This is a genomic window from Azonexus sp. GW821-FHT04F04, assembly GCF_059420025.1.
On record NZ_JBWKSX010000019.1, the window covers coordinates 19,995 to 37,579 of the forward strand.

The 17,585-nt window shown below is 57.0% G+C and carries 11 protein-coding genes, 1 tRNA gene and 1 pseudogene; 4 read left to right on the forward strand and 9 right to left on the reverse strand.

The window, feature by feature from the left end:
- Positions 1-6 precede the first annotated feature (6 nt).
- Positions 7-138, forward strand: a pseudogene (locus AC07TV_RS22105) (DUF3320 domain-containing protein); the annotation flags it as partial.
- Positions 139-1,395: 1,257 nt separating this feature from the next.
- A complete protein-coding gene (locus AC07TV_RS22110) occupies positions 1,396-1,629 on the forward strand; it encodes a hypothetical protein (RefSeq protein WP_494650523.1) in 234 nt (77 codons plus the stop codon).
- Positions 1,630-2,057: 428 nt separating this feature from the next.
- Here AC07TV_RS22110 and AC07TV_RS22115 read toward each other — a convergent pair whose 3' ends face one another.
- The 9 genes from AC07TV_RS22115 to AC07TV_RS22155 all read right to left on the reverse strand — a co-directional run bounded on the left by AC07TV_RS22115 (position 2,058) and on the right by AC07TV_RS22155 (position 15,413).
- Positions 2,058-5,186, reverse strand: a complete 3,129-nt coding sequence (locus tag AC07TV_RS22115; protein ID WP_494650525.1) for a toll/interleukin-1 receptor domain-containing protein — start codon at positions 5,184-5,186, stop codon at positions 2,058-2,060.
- A 461-nt stretch (positions 5,187-5,647) separates the two neighbouring features.
- Entirely contained in the window at positions 5,648-7,045 is a 1,398-nt protein-coding gene (locus tag AC07TV_RS22120) for a transposase (RefSeq protein WP_494650527.1), read from the reverse strand.
- A gap of 305 nt (positions 7,046-7,350) precedes the next feature.
- Entirely contained in the window at positions 7,351-9,348 is a 1,998-nt protein-coding gene (locus AC07TV_RS22125) for an alpha/beta hydrolase (RefSeq protein ID WP_494650528.1), read from the reverse strand.
- An 807-nt stretch (positions 9,349-10,155) separates the two neighbouring features.
- Entirely contained in the window at positions 10,156-11,169 is a 1,014-nt protein-coding gene (locus AC07TV_RS22130) for a tyrosine-type recombinase/integrase (RefSeq protein WP_494650530.1), read from the reverse strand.
- Complete coding sequence (locus AC07TV_RS22135; RefSeq protein ID WP_494650532.1) at positions 11,162-12,136, reverse strand: tyrosine-type recombinase/integrase; 975 nt, start codon at positions 12,134-12,136, stop codon at positions 11,162-11,164. Before AC07TV_RS22135 ends, AC07TV_RS22130 begins: the two co-directional genes overlap by 8 nt.
- Positions 12,133-13,089 carry a tyrosine-type recombinase/integrase gene (locus AC07TV_RS22140; protein ID WP_494650534.1) on the reverse strand — a complete coding sequence of 319 codons (957 nt, stop codon included), beginning with the start codon at positions 13,087-13,089 and terminating at the stop codon, positions 12,133-12,135. The genes AC07TV_RS22135 and AC07TV_RS22140 overlap by 4 nt, the downstream gene beginning before the upstream one ends.
- A 312-nt stretch (positions 13,090-13,401) precedes the next feature.
- Positions 13,402-13,893 carry a hypothetical protein gene (locus AC07TV_RS22145; protein WP_494650536.1) on the reverse strand — a complete coding sequence of 164 codons (492 nt, stop codon included), beginning with the start codon at positions 13,891-13,893 and terminating at the stop codon, positions 13,402-13,404.
- Between the two features lie 28 nt (positions 13,894-13,921).
- Positions 13,922-15,160: a tyrosine-type recombinase/integrase gene (locus AC07TV_RS22150; RefSeq protein WP_226495599.1), complete on the reverse strand. Its 1,239-nt coding sequence runs from the start codon at positions 15,158-15,160 to the stop codon at positions 13,922-13,924.
- A gap of 177 nt (positions 15,161-15,337) precedes the next feature.
- Positions 15,338-15,413, reverse strand: a tRNA-His gene (locus AC07TV_RS22155).
- Positions 15,414-15,578: 165 nt separating this feature from the next.
- Between AC07TV_RS22155 and tig the strand changes: the two genes are divergently transcribed.
- Entirely contained in the window at positions 15,579-16,883 is a 1,305-nt protein-coding gene (tig, locus tag AC07TV_RS22160) for a trigger factor (RefSeq protein ID WP_494650538.1), read from the forward strand.
- A gap of 67 nt (positions 16,884-16,950) precedes the next feature.
- Positions 16,951-17,580, forward strand: a complete 630-nt coding sequence (gene clpP / locus AC07TV_RS22165; protein WP_117608969.1) for an ATP-dependent Clp endopeptidase proteolytic subunit ClpP — start codon at positions 16,951-16,953, stop codon at positions 17,578-17,580.
- Positions 17,581-17,585 lie beyond the last annotated feature (5 nt).

Below are 17,585 nucleotides of genomic sequence, written 5' to 3' on the forward strand. Positions count from 1 at the left end.
TTCTATGATCCAGAATCTCGGAAGATTCTTGCAGGGCAGCTTTCGCAGGTTATCAATGCCGAGGGGCCTATTGCTGACTCAGCGTTGTTTCGGAAGGTGACTCGCCTGGGGCCTAGCTCGAACCGGAAGACGCATTGAAGAGCTACTGCGGTCTCTTTTGCGGCCAAGGTAGTTAGAAGCTGTTCGCGATCTATTGCTTGTCATGCAAACCCCTCCCCAGCCCTCCCCTTGTCAGGGGAGGGAGCCCGATCTCGCGCGATGAGGGGTACTCCTCCCCTGACAAGGGGAGGCCAGGAGGGGTTTCGGTCTTTTCAATTGAAATGGCTTCTCGGTTTTCAAAAGATCGTGGACAGCCTCTTAGCACAATAGAAGGTGAAACAACCTTCTATTGGCCCGAGTTTTCACAGCCTGAGCAATGGCAAGAGTTTAGAGTCGCTGACGATAGCGATGACAGCAAACGTCAACTCGGTGAAATTTGTTTTGAGGAATTAGCCAACATGGCGGTGTTCATTCTTTCGGAGCATGGAAGAACTAGTGTTCGAGAACTGTCTCGGTCCATTTGCAGACTTCAAAGAATTGCTCGTACTATAGCTGATGCCGAGTCACGCATTACCCGAGCACTGATAACCGAGCGCGGGAAAGAACATCTGGAATTCGTTGAGGGGTATGTAAGACTACTCAAGCATGCAGGAAGCATGGCGACGAGCTAAATATTTGTCTCACTGGGGATAATGTCAATCGATGAGAGGTAGGGGAGCGCCCGTTAATTCCGCCCCTCGGCCTAAACGGTCGTTGATGACTAGATGTAAAAACGGCGGTTGCACTTCGCATTACCGCAACAGCGTAGCCCAATGCTCTTCGCTCACGATGATAATTGGCACGCCGCTTTCACGAGACTCGTAAGCGCCCGGCGAACCCAGCTTGATTTCTAGTTTAGGCTGAGATTTCAGGCTGCAGTGATGGGGCAGCAATCAGCGCCTGTTGGGCAATCTGGCTCTGGTTGTTGGCGTGCAGGTCGAAGAATTTGCGGCGCGCAACTGCAGGTAAGTGATGGGTTCTAGTCGCTCAGCGCGAAACATCGTCGACAACCCTTAACCATGCCAGCCTTGAGCCAGCAGGTGCTGTGGGCCGGCAACGCTTCCGGTGCCCGCCACTTGGTAGAAGAACGAGTTGAAAGTTATCTATTTATACTCATGCCCAAGTACTTGCTGTCTGTGCACATCAGCAATGTCTCATTTGCAACAATGACTTGATGCTTGACGCGGCGAGATTGCGAAGATCGCGCAAAAGTTCGGCGTCTCGATTCAGCCCTGGTCCAACATTTCCTCTGACCGATCCGAATCTGAAAAAAGCCTCCATTGCCCGGTCAAGTATGTAAACTCTTGGCGTACGTGCGTGACGATAACGCTCGCCGCTGGTTGCGCGGTGATGCAGGAGTTATGGACCGTTGCGCAGGCGAAGTCGGAGGAAGCAGCCGCCGGGTCGCGAATCGGTATCAATCTCAATGGCGGACGGTTTGCCAGTCGCAACTGTGTGCCGTCCTGCGCCGCGACATTGACTGGGGTCGCCGTCGGAAATGAACTCAACGTCGAGGACGATGTCGTGGCGCCCCGATACCGCAAATGCTAGCTGGCAGCCACCTTCTCGGTCATCCGAGTCGATCCGAATCTTTTGAGACCACACGAGCGCAGCAGCATCCTTTGAGATTGGTACAACGTGCTCGCCGGTTTGGTCGCACTGCGGTTGGGGGCCAACCTTGGAGAAAGTGAATGTCAGCCTTAGACCAGCCAAAGAACCTGATGGATCAAGCAGTGCAAGCGAATACTCACAGCCGCCGCGACGGTTGTCCGTGTTGACGTATATCGGCCTGCTCCACTTTCCGAATGATGCGCGGATGTCGCCCTTTTCGTAACCACATTGGCCCCTATCCTCATCCCCCAGAAAACGCTGGACCAACATTACGTTGGAGCTACCAGAGGAGCTGGCATAGGCAATGTCGCCGGTCCAAGGCATTGCTCCGAGTGAGGCAAGTAGCGCTGCTGTGAGAATGCGACAGATCATCGACATTGCCCTGCTGCCGCCAACCCGTACTTTTTGCGATCCGTACTCTCAAGCTTGCGTGTGACCACGACGCGCTGAGCATAAGCCACCAGTTCATCTACGCGGTCAAAAAAAACGTGGCCGGTCACCAATTTGTTCGATGACGCGAGCAACTCACGGCTACCACTGGTAAAGCGCACGCTGTCTACGCCAGAGGTATAGTCAGAGATTAAGGCGTGCAGGCTACGGTCCGATCGTCGCCAGATGCGGACGGTACCGTCCTGCGATGCGACAGCGAGATAGCTACCGTCGCCACTAAAGCGGACATCAGTTAGCTCGGAATGGCTGCCGATTAGGGTGCCGACCTCCTTATATGCTGGCACCTCGAAAAGCCGCACACGGCCATCATCGGACCCCACCGCGACCAGTCTGTCGTCGGGGCTGATTGCGAGCGACCTGGCTGCACGCGGCAAGTCCACTTTCCGGCGGGTGATCTCCTTACCGGACGCAACATTCCATACTCCAACCTCTCCATCAATACAGGCGGTGATCAGGACGTCACCACGATGATTAAAGCTGGCGGCCGTCACGGCACCTGCGCACGCATCTACGACCGTCAGCGCAGAGGACGCATCATCAAGACGTGCCATCCTGACAGTACCGTCCAGAGACCAAGTGGCAATGCGATTGGCGGACGGCTCAATCGTCGAACCCATCACCCATCCGGCGTGGTCAGCGAACGTCCTTGTTGCCCGGCCAGAGGCTGACTCGAGAAGGTGCGTAGTTCCGTCGATCGAGGTCGACAGCAGGCGCCGGCCACTGTCGACAAACCGAACGCTGGTGACTAGATCGTCATGCACCGCAGCACGCCACAATAGTTTCTTCTGGTAGCCGTCCCAGATTGCGATCTTCCCATCATCGGTTGCCAGTGCAACAAGGCCGGCGTTGTCGCTGACATCGAGGGCAGTTGCTCCTGAATTTCCTGACGCTGCATCTAGCCATGTGCCAGCAGCGGTCTTTAGGTCCGTGATGTACGGCCGTCCGTCGCTTCCCACCGAGACGAGTTGTCGGCCATCGCGATCGAGGGTTAGCCCGATCACGTGCGCTTGATGTCGTGCGTGTTGACGAACCGTTTTGCCTCCGGAAACGGACCAGACTCGTGCTGTGCCATCTTCAGATGTCGTTACGACCAGCTCGCCGGTCGAATCGAACTGGGCGTGGTAGACCCAATTGCGATGGCCACGCAATACCACTTCCGCAGACTGGATCAGTCGGTCTTCGCCAACCCATCCGTCTGGCACGCGCCAAATTCTGGCTGAGTGGTCACCAGACACCGTCACGACGCGCGTGCCGTCGGGAGAGAAAGCTGCGTGATAGACGCGATCATTATGTCCACGAAGGATGCCAATTAGCCGCGTCGACGTCTGATTGTCGATGCGCCACAGCCGTGCATCGCCATCGCGTGCCGCCGTCACGAGCAAATGGCCATTGGGACTAAACTCCACATGCGACACGCCGGCGCGATGACCTTCCAACTTAGCAAGCAGTTTTCCGCTCGCTGAGTTCCACAGACGGACTTTTCCATCCTCCGAGGCCGTGGCGGCCAGGATGCCATCTGGGCTGAACTCTGCGTGAAAAACGGCTCCTGGGCCATGGCCCTTGAGTTCAATTACCCGCCCAGTAGCGATGATCGTGATGAATGCTCTCGAATCGCGCGAGGCGGAGATCGCGCGACGTCCATCGTGGGAGAATGCGACCTCGTAAACTGGGTCAGAGTGGCGATCAACCGTACGCACTAATTCCAGCCTGTTGCCGGTGAGCCGCCAGACTTTGACTTTATGGTCCGACGAGGAGGACACGATCAACTTCCCATCTGAACTAAAGCGCACGCGCTGTACGGTTGATTCATGTGCCTTTCGATCAAGCATTTTTGCGCCCGTCGCCGCATCGAAAACGAAGAGGCCACCAGCCACGTCACCAATGACAATCTGTTTGCCGTTGGGACTGAAGTCGCCATGGAAAGGGAATGAACTACGCTCAGCGGAAAGCAGCGTACGCTCCCGATCGCCGCGAGCGCTATGGAGACGCGCCGTGCCGTCGGCGGAGATGGTCAACAGGTGTTTGCCGTCCGGTGAGAACTGGCCATGATAGACTGGCCGCCCCTGACGCACCATGCCTGTCACCGAGGGTGTGCCCATGGCCGGCCCAGGAGCAACTGAGTCGTGCACCAAAGTGGCAATCTCACGTGAGGAGTGGATGGCGGAGTAAAGTGCCAGCGAGGCTTCCGGCACCAACGGGCGCTGCATTGGACATTCTGCATCACCATTTGGCAGGGCCGCGAGCGCCAGCAGTGCTGCAGTTCCGGCGTCGCCTGATTGGGTAAGTACCTGCGCCTGGTCTGACAGGTATCGCGATTGCGCTATCAATGCCTGGTCGCGTTCCTGCTCGGCTACATGACGTTGCCACAATGCTGCTACAGCGAGCACAAACGCTATTGCTGCAACCCCCACTGAGCCCAGCACGACGAAGCGCTGGCGCTTACGCGCAGTGTGCCGGCTCACCGCTACGAACTCTGCAACCGTCGCGCCTATTTCCGGGGCCGACGGCGGGTGGTTCAGCAGCCACTGTTCCGCGCTGTCGATGTCGCTGCCGCGAAGCAATCGCCTGTCGGCATGGTTGGCGTTGGCCCACCGCTCCGCTAGATCTACGAGACGCGTACTCTCGCGGAGCCAGTCAATGTCTATCTCGATGGCCGCCTGCAACTTGGGTAACTCGCTCCTCCATTGCGATTCCTCGATCAGGAAAAGAAAGTTGAGGCGGTTTAGGCGGCCCGGGACGGTTTCTGGATCGGTCTGCCTCGCCACGACGGGGAGGACACGTTTGCCAAGGCGCTCGGCCTCGTTGACCTCCCAGTCGCAGATGCTAGATTCAATCGAGTGTGGGCTCACCCCGAAAATGACGACATCCGCAGCCACGATCAGTGCATTTAGGCGCTCGCGCCACGGCTCGCCTGGGGCGATGTCGTTCTTGTCGAGGAAAGCGTCGAGCCCGCGCTCCAGCAGTGCGTCGCGTAACCGCTCCGCAAAAAGAGAATCCTTGCGCGAGTATGAAATGAAGACTTTGGTGCGGCGATCCACCTCGCTCATGTTAGGGTCTTCTCGGCTTCAATGAACAACTGCATGATAGGGTGCGAATTAGTCGTCCGCAATATCCAAATCGGTTTAAAGCGGGGACGCCAGAGTACCCCGTATGATTTTGCCCTATCCCCGTCTGACACACCGCAACACCTGTCGATATTTCATGTCGCAGGCGCAATAAACGCAGATTGCCGGGCGTCACGTTGGCCTCCGTCAAGAGCGGTCACGCCGTGCAACTTTGACTTGAAAATACTTGCTAGCGCTCGATTCGTTAATCGAATTCGAACTTGGGTACGCGTTCGCCAAAACGGAAAGCTGCCATTCGTTGTTACCTCTCACTGATGAACGGCAGGTAAGCGGCGGATTCTGTTGAAAAACTCGCTGGAAAGCTGGCAGCCCGATCATCACAAGCTGTTTTTGTGGATTTAATGGCCCTAAATTGCCTCGATGAGCGGGTTTTTGCCCCCGACTCAGGCCATTTTTGCTACTCCAGGCGCACCTCTCCTGTATTCAGGTGAGGTTGGCGTGGCCAGCTTGGCCAAACGCCGGAGATTCTGCGCTACGGCCGCCAAAGTAAATTCATCGGTTGCGCCGCTCAGCCCGCGCAACCGCAAGCGGTCCAGCCCCAGGATGCGCTTGAGATGGGCAAAGAGCATTTCGACCTTCTTGCGCTCGAAGCAGGATTGCCGGTACGCCGCCGTTCCGGCGACACGGCGGGCCATGTCCCGTGCCTTCTCATGGATGCTACGGTGAATCTTGCGGGACGTGCTGTTCGGACAGCAGCGGGCCTTCAGTGGGCAGTCGGCGCAGTCCGCCGCACGGCTGCGGTAGATAATGGTCTCGGCCTTAGTGATATGCGTGCGGTCTAGCTTTCGCCAATCGCCACGCAATGGCTTCCCTGCCGGGCAGCGATATTCGTTGGCTGCTTCGTTCCACTCAAAGTCCTGACTGGAGAGGGTGCCGTCTTGGCGCCCGGTCCTGTCCCAAACCCGCACGTGCGGTTCGATCCCGTTCTCACCGACCATCCAGCCCAACATTGACGCCGTGCCATAGGCTGTATCGCCGATGAGTCGATCGGGTTTGAGGTGAAATCGTTCTTCGACACGGTCCACCATGATCTTCGTCGATTCGACTTCCATCGTCCGGTGGGCGGGCGTTGCCTCAACATCGACAATCACGCCATGGGCTGTATCAATGAGGTAGTTGGTCGAATAGGCAAAGAAGGACGGCTCCCCTGTGGCCCCGGTTAGTCGGGATTGTGGATCAGTCAGGGAAAGGGTGCGGGCAGCCGGCTGCTTGGCCACTTCATCATCGAGCTCTGCCAGATACTCCTTCACCGCCCGACTAGCCTCGGACTTGTCCGGCCAGTCGATTGCCTGGTCCGGTCTCACAGCCGGATGACGGCTGGCGTCGGCCGCCACGATACTCGCATCCACAGCAAATCCTTCTCCCTTTATCAGGCCAGTGGTCATGCATTGGTGCACGACGCGCTCGAAGAGCCAGCGGAAAGTGCCGCTTTCCCGGAAGCGACCATGGCGGTTCTTCGAGAAGGTGGAATGATCCGGAACGGCATCTTCCAAGCCGAGTCGGCAAAACCAGCGATAGGCAAGATTAAGGTGGACCTCCTCGCACAGCCGCCGCTCAGATCTGATTCCGTAGCAGTAGCCGACGACCAGCATCCGGAGCATCAGTTCGGGATCGACTGAAGGACGGCCTGTAGCACTGTAGGCGTCTTCCAGGTGGGCGCGCAGGCCGCTTAGGTCCAAATGGTGATCAATGGCCCGCAGCAGGTGGTTCGGCGGGATTCGATCCTCAAGGTTGAAGCTGTAGAACAATCGCTCCTGCCCACCTCTCTGCTGCCCCATCATCTTGCCACCTCGGCATTCAATGCTGTATGCATATTTTACCGCTAACCCGGTGGCAGCAGGGGTTTTTCAACAGAATCCGGCGGATTGCCGCCCGATTGAGCGTCTCGGGCCAACGGCCGTTATGGCCGAGATCCGGCCTGATGCCAACGACAACAGACAGCACCTCGGCCAAAATAGACGTTGCCTCGGGACAGTGCCTAAGTCACGTTTGTAAGTCAAAAAGGTAAGCTAGTTGCCCAAACAATGCTTAGCAGGGTACTGGCTGTAAAGTGGATAGCTGTATGACTTTGGCGTAGAGCCACTAGTTACTTGCGGAACTCCCAGTACGGTCTGCTTGATAAAACCTGTCGCAGCCCGGCCCGCTGTCCAGCACGTAGGCCTTGGTCAAACATTACTTGGAGGTCTGTCATTACCTCACGCGTATCAGCAAAGTACGAATGGCCTAGAAATCCAACGTCCACTTTTGAAGCGTCGATTGTCTCGACTCCATCAATTACGACGAGTCCGTCACCAGAATCTCCTGCTCTGGGCCCCGCACTCACGATTTGAGATAGGCGCATTGCCATATCGACTGACGATGCATAGAGCGTGACGGGTCTGCCTGCTTTAACCAAACCTGGGGCAATGTCGCGCTTGAAAATATTCGCATCGATGTCAGGGGCTGCCAAGACTATCTCCTTAATCCGGTTGCGCAGACTAGGCTGCTCGTTAAACAGAGATAGCAATGCCGTTACGAGAGGCCTGTTACCCATGCTATGAGCGATCAGATAGATATTCTGGGCCGAACTCTTAACAAGAAGTTCGCTGATGAACTCTCTAAGAATCTGCCTACTCCACTCCACCGTTTGTGAATCTGCCGTATAGCCCAGCGGCAGAGGACTTCCTCGCGACGGCCAACTATATAGGATTGGTGCCCCGTCAAATCCAAGGTCAAACGCCATTTGCGCCGTACGCCGAAGGGCATCCTCGAACGTCACGTTGAATCCATGGACAAAAACAAATGCCTCGGAACGGTTTCCCTTACTTACTCTGGCCTCCAGTTGTTGAATAAACAGATCCTTATCTGTCGGGATCACATCCAACACAATGACATGTTTTTTGGAATTTTCGAGGAATTTTATCCTCACTAACTGTGAAGGGGCTTCCAGATGTCCCGTCTGGTGTGTAACCGGAATGCTTACATCTGCCGTACCGAAACTGACCGTTCCCTGCTTGAATCCAAATATGGGGGCTGCCACCGTACCCTCATTTGCTCGATCTGTGGCATAGAAAACCCGAACCACTGTCGACAGGGAGACCTCAGTCTCGGGAGGTAGGGTGTCCGCAATCGCTCCCTTTATGATTCCGGCTTTGCTAGCGCATGAGCAAACTGTCGTCGGTTTTTCGGGCGCCGGAGCAAAACAGATGCCTTTTGACGTCCGGCAGACAAGTGACAATCCCCCTGGGGCCTTACTGCTTAGCTGTTTGGCTTTTGTGCGCCCTTGATTTTTCTCTTCGGTCTTAGTTCCAGGCTCACCAAGTTTAATTGTGCCGCCCCGACCCAGGCCGCCCTTGACGTCCTGCGCCTTGTAGTTGCGCAGCGAGATGACCATGCTGTTGTAGGCATCGACAAATGCCGCAACGGTCGCCTTACCCTCCGGCGTCTGCGAGAAACCGCCCAGGCCGCCGGCTGCTCCGCCACCGAAGGCGCCGAGCACGGCACCGAAGTTGGTCGCTGTCGAATTGCCTTCGGAAATGGCAATCTGCGCCGAAGAGCGAATGTCGAATAGCGACAGGGTGACGACCGAACCCCTGCTTTCCATGCCGGCACCGACCAACTGACTGCCCCGTCCACCAAGCAGCGCACCGCCGACAGCGCCTGCCAGACGGCCGGTCGGCGACTGATCGACGACTATCGTCGGCTCCATGAAGTAATCGGCCGCGACACGCTGGCCTTTCTGCTGCTTCGACCCCGCCCGATACTCGCCGGAATTGCGCTGTTTATCGGTAATCGCCGACATCATATTGTCCAAGCGTTCGTTGCCGATCGAGGGAATGATGAAGCAGTTGGACTGCTGCACGGCCAGGCGGATCAGCGGCTCGATGGTCGTCACGTTGGTAGCCCGGCCGAAGGCGCCGTACCAGTCCTTGTTGCGGCCGTCATCCAAGGCCAAGGTCCCTAACGGCACCGTGCAGTGCTCGAGACTCGGATTGGCGCCGACAATAGTACCGTCAGTTGTCGCCTCGGTTGTCGCTATTGGCGCATTGCTGGTCTGTGCCATCCCGCCACAACCAGAAAGGATAAGCGCGGTAATTGCTAACATAAGTGGCCTTACCCTTCCCACCGCCCGAAGCATGAGACTATCAAGCCAACCGAGAACATCGATACCGCGCGAGAGTGTAACAACCGATCCGATAGCGACGACTACGGGGAGGTGACGGAAAAAATTATTTGGTGCAATCGATTTTAGCCGCATAGTCTCAAGATCAAATGGAACACCACAAACTCAGAAAATATGCAAATAGCGTGTTATGGAGAGCGGCCATGACCCATGCGGGAAGTTTATGAACAAGCTCCCACCATGGGCGTGGCAGGTTGATGTCATAAAAACCTAGTATGTCATCAGTATAACTTTTTGCTGTGTTTTGTCCACAGGAATACATCCGGTATTTCTCAGTAGAGTTCGAAAACCGGTATTTCAGCAGGCTACCGAGTGTCTAGGGAAGCCGGGACGATTCAGTAGATCTTTTTATATGCAACCGATTTGCATATGAAAGTTCCGCGGAATTGGTGTCAATGCGGAAATATTTGCAGAATGAACTGCTGCCCCTTTCAATTATTGCTTAGGGATTTCTGGCTGGAGTGAGACACCCTTTGAGTTTCCCTCCGCTCCGCTACGGTGCCAGTCACTTCAAACAGTAGCAGCCGCTTTAGCAATTGCCATGGGGTATCGCAAAGTCCCAGAAATTTCCAATGGCCGGTCTGAAATCAGAACCGGCCATTTTTCTTGGGGAGGCCAACGGCGGCTTAGGCCGATTATGTAGATGCCTCGATTATGTAGAGCCAGGACCGTTGTCGTGCGCCAACCACTCATCTTGAGCGGCAGGCGCCGATTTTGAGCTCCACATAATCAGAGCGTCCGCAGGAAGTCGATCAGCGAGTCAGGCGCCCGATAGCGGCGAAGTTTGGTCTCTGGCTCTTGAAGCCGGGCCAGCGCCCGTTCCTTCATGGCCAGATCGGCCTCAACGTACAGGTGTGTCGTTGCCGGACTCTCGTGGCCGAGCCAAAGCGCAATGACGCTGATATCGACGCCGGCCTGCAGCAGGTGCATGGCTGTCGTGTGGCGAATCACATGCGGCGAGATGTGATGTGTTGCCAAATCGGGGCAAGATTCCGCGGCAAGCTGTACGGCGTGATCCAGTCGCTGTATCACATTCCATCGTGACATCGCTTGACCATCGCGATTGGGCAGCAACGGCGAGTCCGAATCGAACTGCGGATTTCGTCGGAGCCAGGCCCGAATCGCCCTGACGGTCGAGCGCCACAGCGGCACGCTGCGCTGCTTGCGTCCCTTGCCATGCAGATGAACACAGGCGGCGCCTTCTTCGAGCACCACCCCGCCGACCTTCACGCCGGTAATCTCGGAAACCCTCGCGCCGGTGTTGTAGAGCAATAGCAGCAACACATGATCCCGTTGGCTGAACCATGTTCCATCCGGCGTGCCGATCACCGCCAGCATTTCCTCCCGGGACAGATAGCCAAGCATCGGGCGCTCGAAGCGCTTTGCCGGAACGCCGAGCGCGTGCTCAATCACCTGCAGCGATGACACGTCGCGGTGCGCGGCGAACTTCAGGAACGAACGCAGCGCCGCGAGGCGGGCATTGCGGCTGCGCACACTGTTGTGCCGCTCCCGTTCCAAATGATCGAGGAAGGCCGTGATCAGGTCCGGCGTGATGTCGGCCAGCGTGAGCAGTGCCGGCGATCGGCCAAGGCGTGCCTCGGCAAAGCCCAGGAAGAGCATGAAGGCATCCCGGTAAGCGGCAACCGTCTGCGGGCTGAGTGCCCGTTGTTGCGTCAGGTGCTCGACGAAGAAGGCTTGTACGAGCCCGGGAAACGATGGCGGTGGTTTGGGTTGCCTACGCATCATCATCTCCCGCAAGATCGGCGAATTGCTCGAACCGACCGGCAGTGATCGCCATCAACTCGGGAACGGCAGTGAGGTACCAGTACGTGTAGAAGATCTCGGCATGACCCATGTAGGTCGACAGCGCCAGCATCTTCTGGTCGACCTCGGCACCGTCGGCGTACCAGCGCACCAGCCGCCGGACGGCAAAGGTGTGGCGCAGGTCATGCAAACGGGGGGCCTCGTGTCCGCCGCGATTGACCCAGCCGAGACTGTCACGCACGCCGGTAAAGACGCGGTGTGCCTGCCGCTCGCTAAGCGGCAGACCAAGTCGGCGGCCACGGCTGCCGATCAGGAATGGCATACCGTCTGTCGTTGGAAGATGCCGCTCCCGTTGTTTCCGGTAGCGCACCAGCGCCTTGACCGTGCTGGGATGAATCGGCAGTTGCCGGGACTTGGCGAACTTGGTCTGCCGTATCGTCAGCATCCCGCGCTTGAGATCGACATCCGCATCGCGCAGGTGAATGGCTTCGGAGACGCGCAACCCGGTCGAGGCCATCAGGCCGAACAGGGTTTCGTAAGTAAACGGCCGAATACTGCCGGCGGGGCCGAGTCTGCCTGCCGCAGCGAGCAAATCGTCGATCTCGTCGTCACGATAGATGTGCGGTGCAACGCGGCCGGGTTCCGGACCAAAGAGCGACGCCTCGGGAATCTCGGTGTCCGGCTCGAACTGCTGCAGGTAGCAAATGAAGTGCCGCAGCCGTCCCCAACTGCGCGCCCAGGTGCCCGCGTCGCCATTGCCGTTCTTGCCGGCACGCACCCATTCGACCATGAGTTCCGCCGTCAGCGGACTGCGATGGCCCTTTGCCTCGACGAAGCGTGCAAAGCCAGAGAGGAAGGCGTCACGGGAGCGCAGGTGGAAACCCTGGCGGCGGCGCTCAGCCAGATAGTCGTCGATTCTGGCCTGCAGGCTTGGGCGCCGGCTCATGATTCGCTCCCCGGCCAAGGCAACGCGACCCCGGCGAGGTTTGGTGTGTCGAGCTTTGCATAGATTCGGGAGGTTTCCAGAGAACGGTGACGCAGGACATCGGCAACCTCCTTGAGCGAGCCACCTTGCTCGACCAGGCGACAGGCCAGCGTGTGACGCAGCACGTGCGCCCCGGAATCGGGCAGACCTGCTCGTTGGCAGGCATGATGGATTACCTTCTGGACCGCAGCCGTCGTGATCTGGATGTCACGCGAATCGCGTTGGCGAACGAAGATCGCCCGGCTCTGGGTTGCTGGCCGCTCATGCTGCAGGTAGTCCGCCAAGGCTTGTCCGGTGACCATCGGCAGCGGCAGGATATCTTGCCGTCGCGACTTCGTGCCTTTCAGCGTGACCGTGCCTTCGCGCCAGTCGATGTCATCTATCAACAGATTCGCGATCTCGCCAGCGCGCAGTCCCATGTCCAGTGCGCAGCGGACGATGGCATAGCCTCGTCGGGGCCAGCGTCCGCTGGGGAATGCGCCCAGCAGTCGCTGAACTTCGTCCGGTTTGAGAGCGCGCGGCAGGGAAGCAAGTTTCCACTGTACCGGCGAGGAAATAACCGCACTCAACCCGGCAACCGAGTCGCCGCAGACGCTCCGGTAGCGAAGGTAACTTCGCAAGGCCGTTGCCACTTGGGCGGCGGCAGAATGCGAGGGGTGGCCCCCCAGTTGCCGAGCGATGAAGCGGCGAACATCGACTGCACGTAGCGTGGCCATGTTGACGACGCCACCGGCGAACTTCTTTCGCAACAACTGCGCGACGATGCGGCAATGGTTGCGACGCGTGCCTGCCGCAAGGCCGCGGACATCACGCAGGTGGTCGTCGTACCGGCGCAGTTCGTCGGCGATGGGGTCGGGGGTTTCTGCAGAAGAGCGCACACGCTGCGCGCTCCGGGGCGGTGAGGTTTGGTTCATGAGCGTCTCCTGGAGTGGAAACTCCACTTCAGGAGAACGCTGAAATTATGTCGAGCTCAAAATTCCATCAGCCGCCGGCAAGGCCCATGATCAGAGCTTCTCTGAACCGCGTCGCTGGATGCTCAACATAATCGAGGCATCTACATAATCGGCCATTGCCGCCGCCCAGCCCTCCATTCGTTTCGGTCAGTAACGGGCAGGATAGCTGCTATTCGGCGCCATCCCCATTCGGTGAATGCATTCTCAGTGTCATTTGCTGACCTATTTCAGCACATTCCGTTAATCGTCCATTCGAGGCGATTCATCAAAGAATCACGTGCTTCCTTGAGCAACAATTGCCTCATACCCCATTGGATGCCTGATCAACATAACGGTAGCCCCTCTCATTAACCCTTGAATCTCATGTGAGGTGACTTTGTCTCGAGTAGATGGGCCGCTAGGTACTAAGTGGCTATGCCATGTTCCAAGGCACCACAAGACATCCTTACCACTATTGCTGTAAGCAATCACCGTGTCGGCCAATCCCTCTACACCAAAGACAAATACATTCGCCTCTCTCCTGCTATCCAGTGGAGCATCCAGGACATCAATGATTGTGACTTCACGGTTGGTCGGAGAACAGCGACCGACAATCAAGCCTCCAGACCCAACCCCAAGGTAGCGACTCAGATATATTTCGGACATCCAAAGGCTGTACGCGAGGAACTCATAACGGAGCTGTGGAATACCATCCTCGCCATATGCGACTTTTTTCTTGATAAGTAAAAATATATTTGACTCAATAAACCTGATCATCAGCCACAACAGGAAGATTGCTCACGCAAGGCCGCTATCATTTATGCTCCGCCTCAACCTTCAATTTGATCACCTTTGCCCCTTGGCGCATCTGATCGCATTGGTCGGCCCACCAGTCCATTAATTTGCGCCGCTCTTCGAGGAAGTCGCCCCGATCATAGGCAAGCCGCACCGCGTCCCCATGCTTATGGGCCAGTTGCACCTCAACAACCTCCGGACGGAACAAACCAGAGCCGTGTGCCATGGTGCTAAATGAGCTGCGAAATCCGTGCGCGGTATGTTCGGTTTTGGTGTCGTACCCCATCCTACGCAGCGCTGCGTTGATGGTGTTCTCACTCATCGGCCGCTCCCGGCTATGCAATCCGGGAAAACAGTAGTGACCAGTTCCCGTCAGCGGCCGAATATCTTCAATGATCTCCAAGGCCTGCTTTGAAAGCGGCACTACGTGAAGCCGACGCGCCTTCATCTTTCCAAGCGGAATGCGGATCAGGCGTTCATTCTTATCTACCTCTGACCATTCAAGATTCCTAACCTCACCTGGGCGAAGACCGAAAAGTGCAGATAACCGAAAGGCGCAGCACGTGGTCAGTGTTCCCTGGTATTCCCAGATGTCGCGCAACAATTCGCCAAACACCTTCGGATCAACGATGGCCGCCATATTCTGCGGCCGACGTGGCGCAATAGCCCCCCGAAGATCAACTGAAATGTCTCGTTCACACCTACCAGTAGCAATTCCATACCGGAAAATCTGACCGCATGTGTGTCTCAGGCGGTGCGCCGTGTCCATCAAGCCACGCTCTTCGACCCGTCGCAATACAGCCAGCAACTCGGGGGCCTTGATTTCATCAATTGGGCGCTCGCCAAGCCAGGGAAACGCATTCAGTTCGAGTATTCGGATATTCTTGTTAATCGTATGGGCAGTCCAGCCAGTGGAGAACCTCTTATGCCACTCTCTGGCAACAGCTTCAAAGCTGTTTAGGGCGGCCTGGTGCGCTAGCAACTTGCCCACCTTGCGAACCATTCCGGGGTCGGCACCTTCGCGCAACTGCTCCCTGGCTTGGTCCCTAGCTCTTCGGGCTAGCTCTAGCGACACCTCCGGATAAACGCCAAGCGCCAACGTCTTCTGCTTACCTAAAAACCGATAAGCTAAGCGCCAATATTTGCCGCCCTTGGCATCAACAAGCAGGAACATGCCGCCCCCATCTGAGAGCTTGTAGGGCTGCTCTTTGGCCTTGGCATTCTTGACTGCAACCGCCGATAACGTACCTGTGGTCATATCCGCGCTCCTTTGTTGGTACACGGCTATGTTGGCACATCAACTACCAACATAAATACCAACAATCTATTGGTATCTAATGGTAATCCTTGGGACGCATTGAGACAACAAAAAACCCCAAGAGCCTATAGCTGTTGGGGTTTATGGTGCTTCTTGATACTTGGTGAAAAGATATTTTGGGGCGACTGATGGGGCTCGAACCCACGACAACCGGAATCACAATCCGGGACTCTACCAACTGAGCTACAGCCGCCGCTGAAGAAGGCGCGCATTATACGAAGTACCAAACTGTCTGTCTACAGGGAACGACGTCTATTCTGCGAAGACGGCCGCCACCGGGTAGAAGCATCCGGCAGTGAGCCTGCCGTGATATTATTGTCCGCTTTATTTTTCGGCTCCGAAGTCACAAGGAACTCTCATGGAAGCAACTACTGCACAAGCTAACGAACTTGAACGCCGCATCGACCTCTCCATCGCCATTGCCGATGTCGAAAAGGTCATGGAACAGCGCCTGAAGCGCATGGGCAAGAATATGAAGGTACCTGGCTTCCGTCCGGGCAAGGTTCCGTTCAGCATCGTCAAGCAGCAGCATGGCGACCAGGCTCGCCACGAAGTGCTGTCCGAGGAACTCGACCGCGTTTTCGGCGAAACCGTCACCGAAAAGAAGATGCGCGTCGCCGGTTATCCGCGCATTGAGCCGAAGACCACCGAAAGCACCACGCACATCGAGTTCTCGGCCATTTTCGAGGTCTATCCGGAATTTACCCCTGGCGACCTGTCGACCGCAGAAGTCGAACGTCCGATCCTCGAAGTCAGCGCCGCTGAAGTCGACAAGACCCTCGACATCCTGCGCAAGCAACGCGTCTCCTATGAAGATACCGACCGTGCCGCCGCCAAGGAAGACCGCGTCGTCATCGACTTCCTCGGCAAGAAGGATGGCGTCCCGTTCCAGGGTGGCCAGGCCAGCGATTATCCCTTCGTCCTCGGCCAGGGCATGATGCTGCCCGATTTCGAAAAAGCCGTTGAAGGCGCCAAGGCTGGCGAAACCAAGACTTTCGACCTGACCTTCCCGGCCGACTACCACGCCAAGGATCTGGCTGGCCAGACAGTCCAGTTCGATGTCACCGTCAAGCAAGTGCAGGCTCCGGTCCTGCCCGAACTCAACGCCGAATTCGCCACCAGCATGGGCATCGCTGACGGCGACGTGGCCAAGATGCGCGCCGAGATCGAAACCAACCTCAAACGTGAAGTGAAGCGTCGCATCGAAGGCAAGCTCAAAGACCAGGTCATGGAAGCCCTGATCAAGGCCAACCCGATCTCAGTGCCGACCTCGCTGGTTGACATGGAAATCCAGCGCCTGATGCAGGCAGCCCGCCAGGACATGGAACAGCGTGGCATGAAGGTCAAGGACATGCCGATCCAGCCCGAGTGGTTTGCCGACCAGGCAAAACGCCGCGTCACACTTGGCCTGATCCTTGCTGAGGTTGTAAAAACGGAGAAGCTTCAAGCAACCCCGGAACAAGTTCGTGCGATGGTCGAAGAAAACGCCCAAAGCTACGAGCACCCGGAAGAAGTGATCCGCTGGTATTACGCTCAACCGCAGCGTCTGCAGGAAGTTGAAGGCGTCGCCATCGAGAACAACGTGGTTGCGTGGGTCCTGGGCAAAGCCAAGGTCACCGACAAGGCTGCGGTTTTTGATGAACTAATGGGTCAGAATCAGTAATCCGGACCTTGTCGCGAAAACGACAATAGTCTTGAATGTAACGAAACGGCAACAGACAAGGGCTGACATGAATATCGACAACGCAAGCAACTGGGATCCACAGGCACTCGGCATGGTCCCCATGGTGGTAGAGCAGAGCGGCCGCGGCGAACGCGCGTACGACATCTATTCGCGCCTCCTCAAAGAGCGCGTGATTTTTCTTGTCGGCCCGGTCAACGACGTCACGGCCAACTTGGTCGTGGCGCAGTTGCTGTTCCTTGAAGCCGAAAACCCGGACAAGGACATCTACTTCTACATCAACTCTCCAGGCGGCTCGGTGACGGCTGGCATGTCGATCTACGACACCATGCAGTTCATCAAGCCGGACGTGTCGACGCTGTGCATCGGCCAGGCCGCCTCGATGGGTGCCTTCCTGCTCAACGCCGGCGCCAAGGGCAAGCGCTTTGCCCTGCCCAATTCCCGCGTCATGATTCACCAGCCGCTGGGCGGCTTCCAGGGCCAGGCCTCGGATATCGCCATCCACGCCAAGGAAATCCTGTCCATTCGTGACCGCCTCAACCGGATCATGGCCGAACACAGCGGCCAGCCGCTGGAGCGTATCGAAAAAGACACTGACCGCGATAATTTCCTTTCGGCCGCTGAAGCAGCTGAATACGGTTTGATCGACAAGGTATTGACCCGCCGCGACGCGGCTTGAACGGA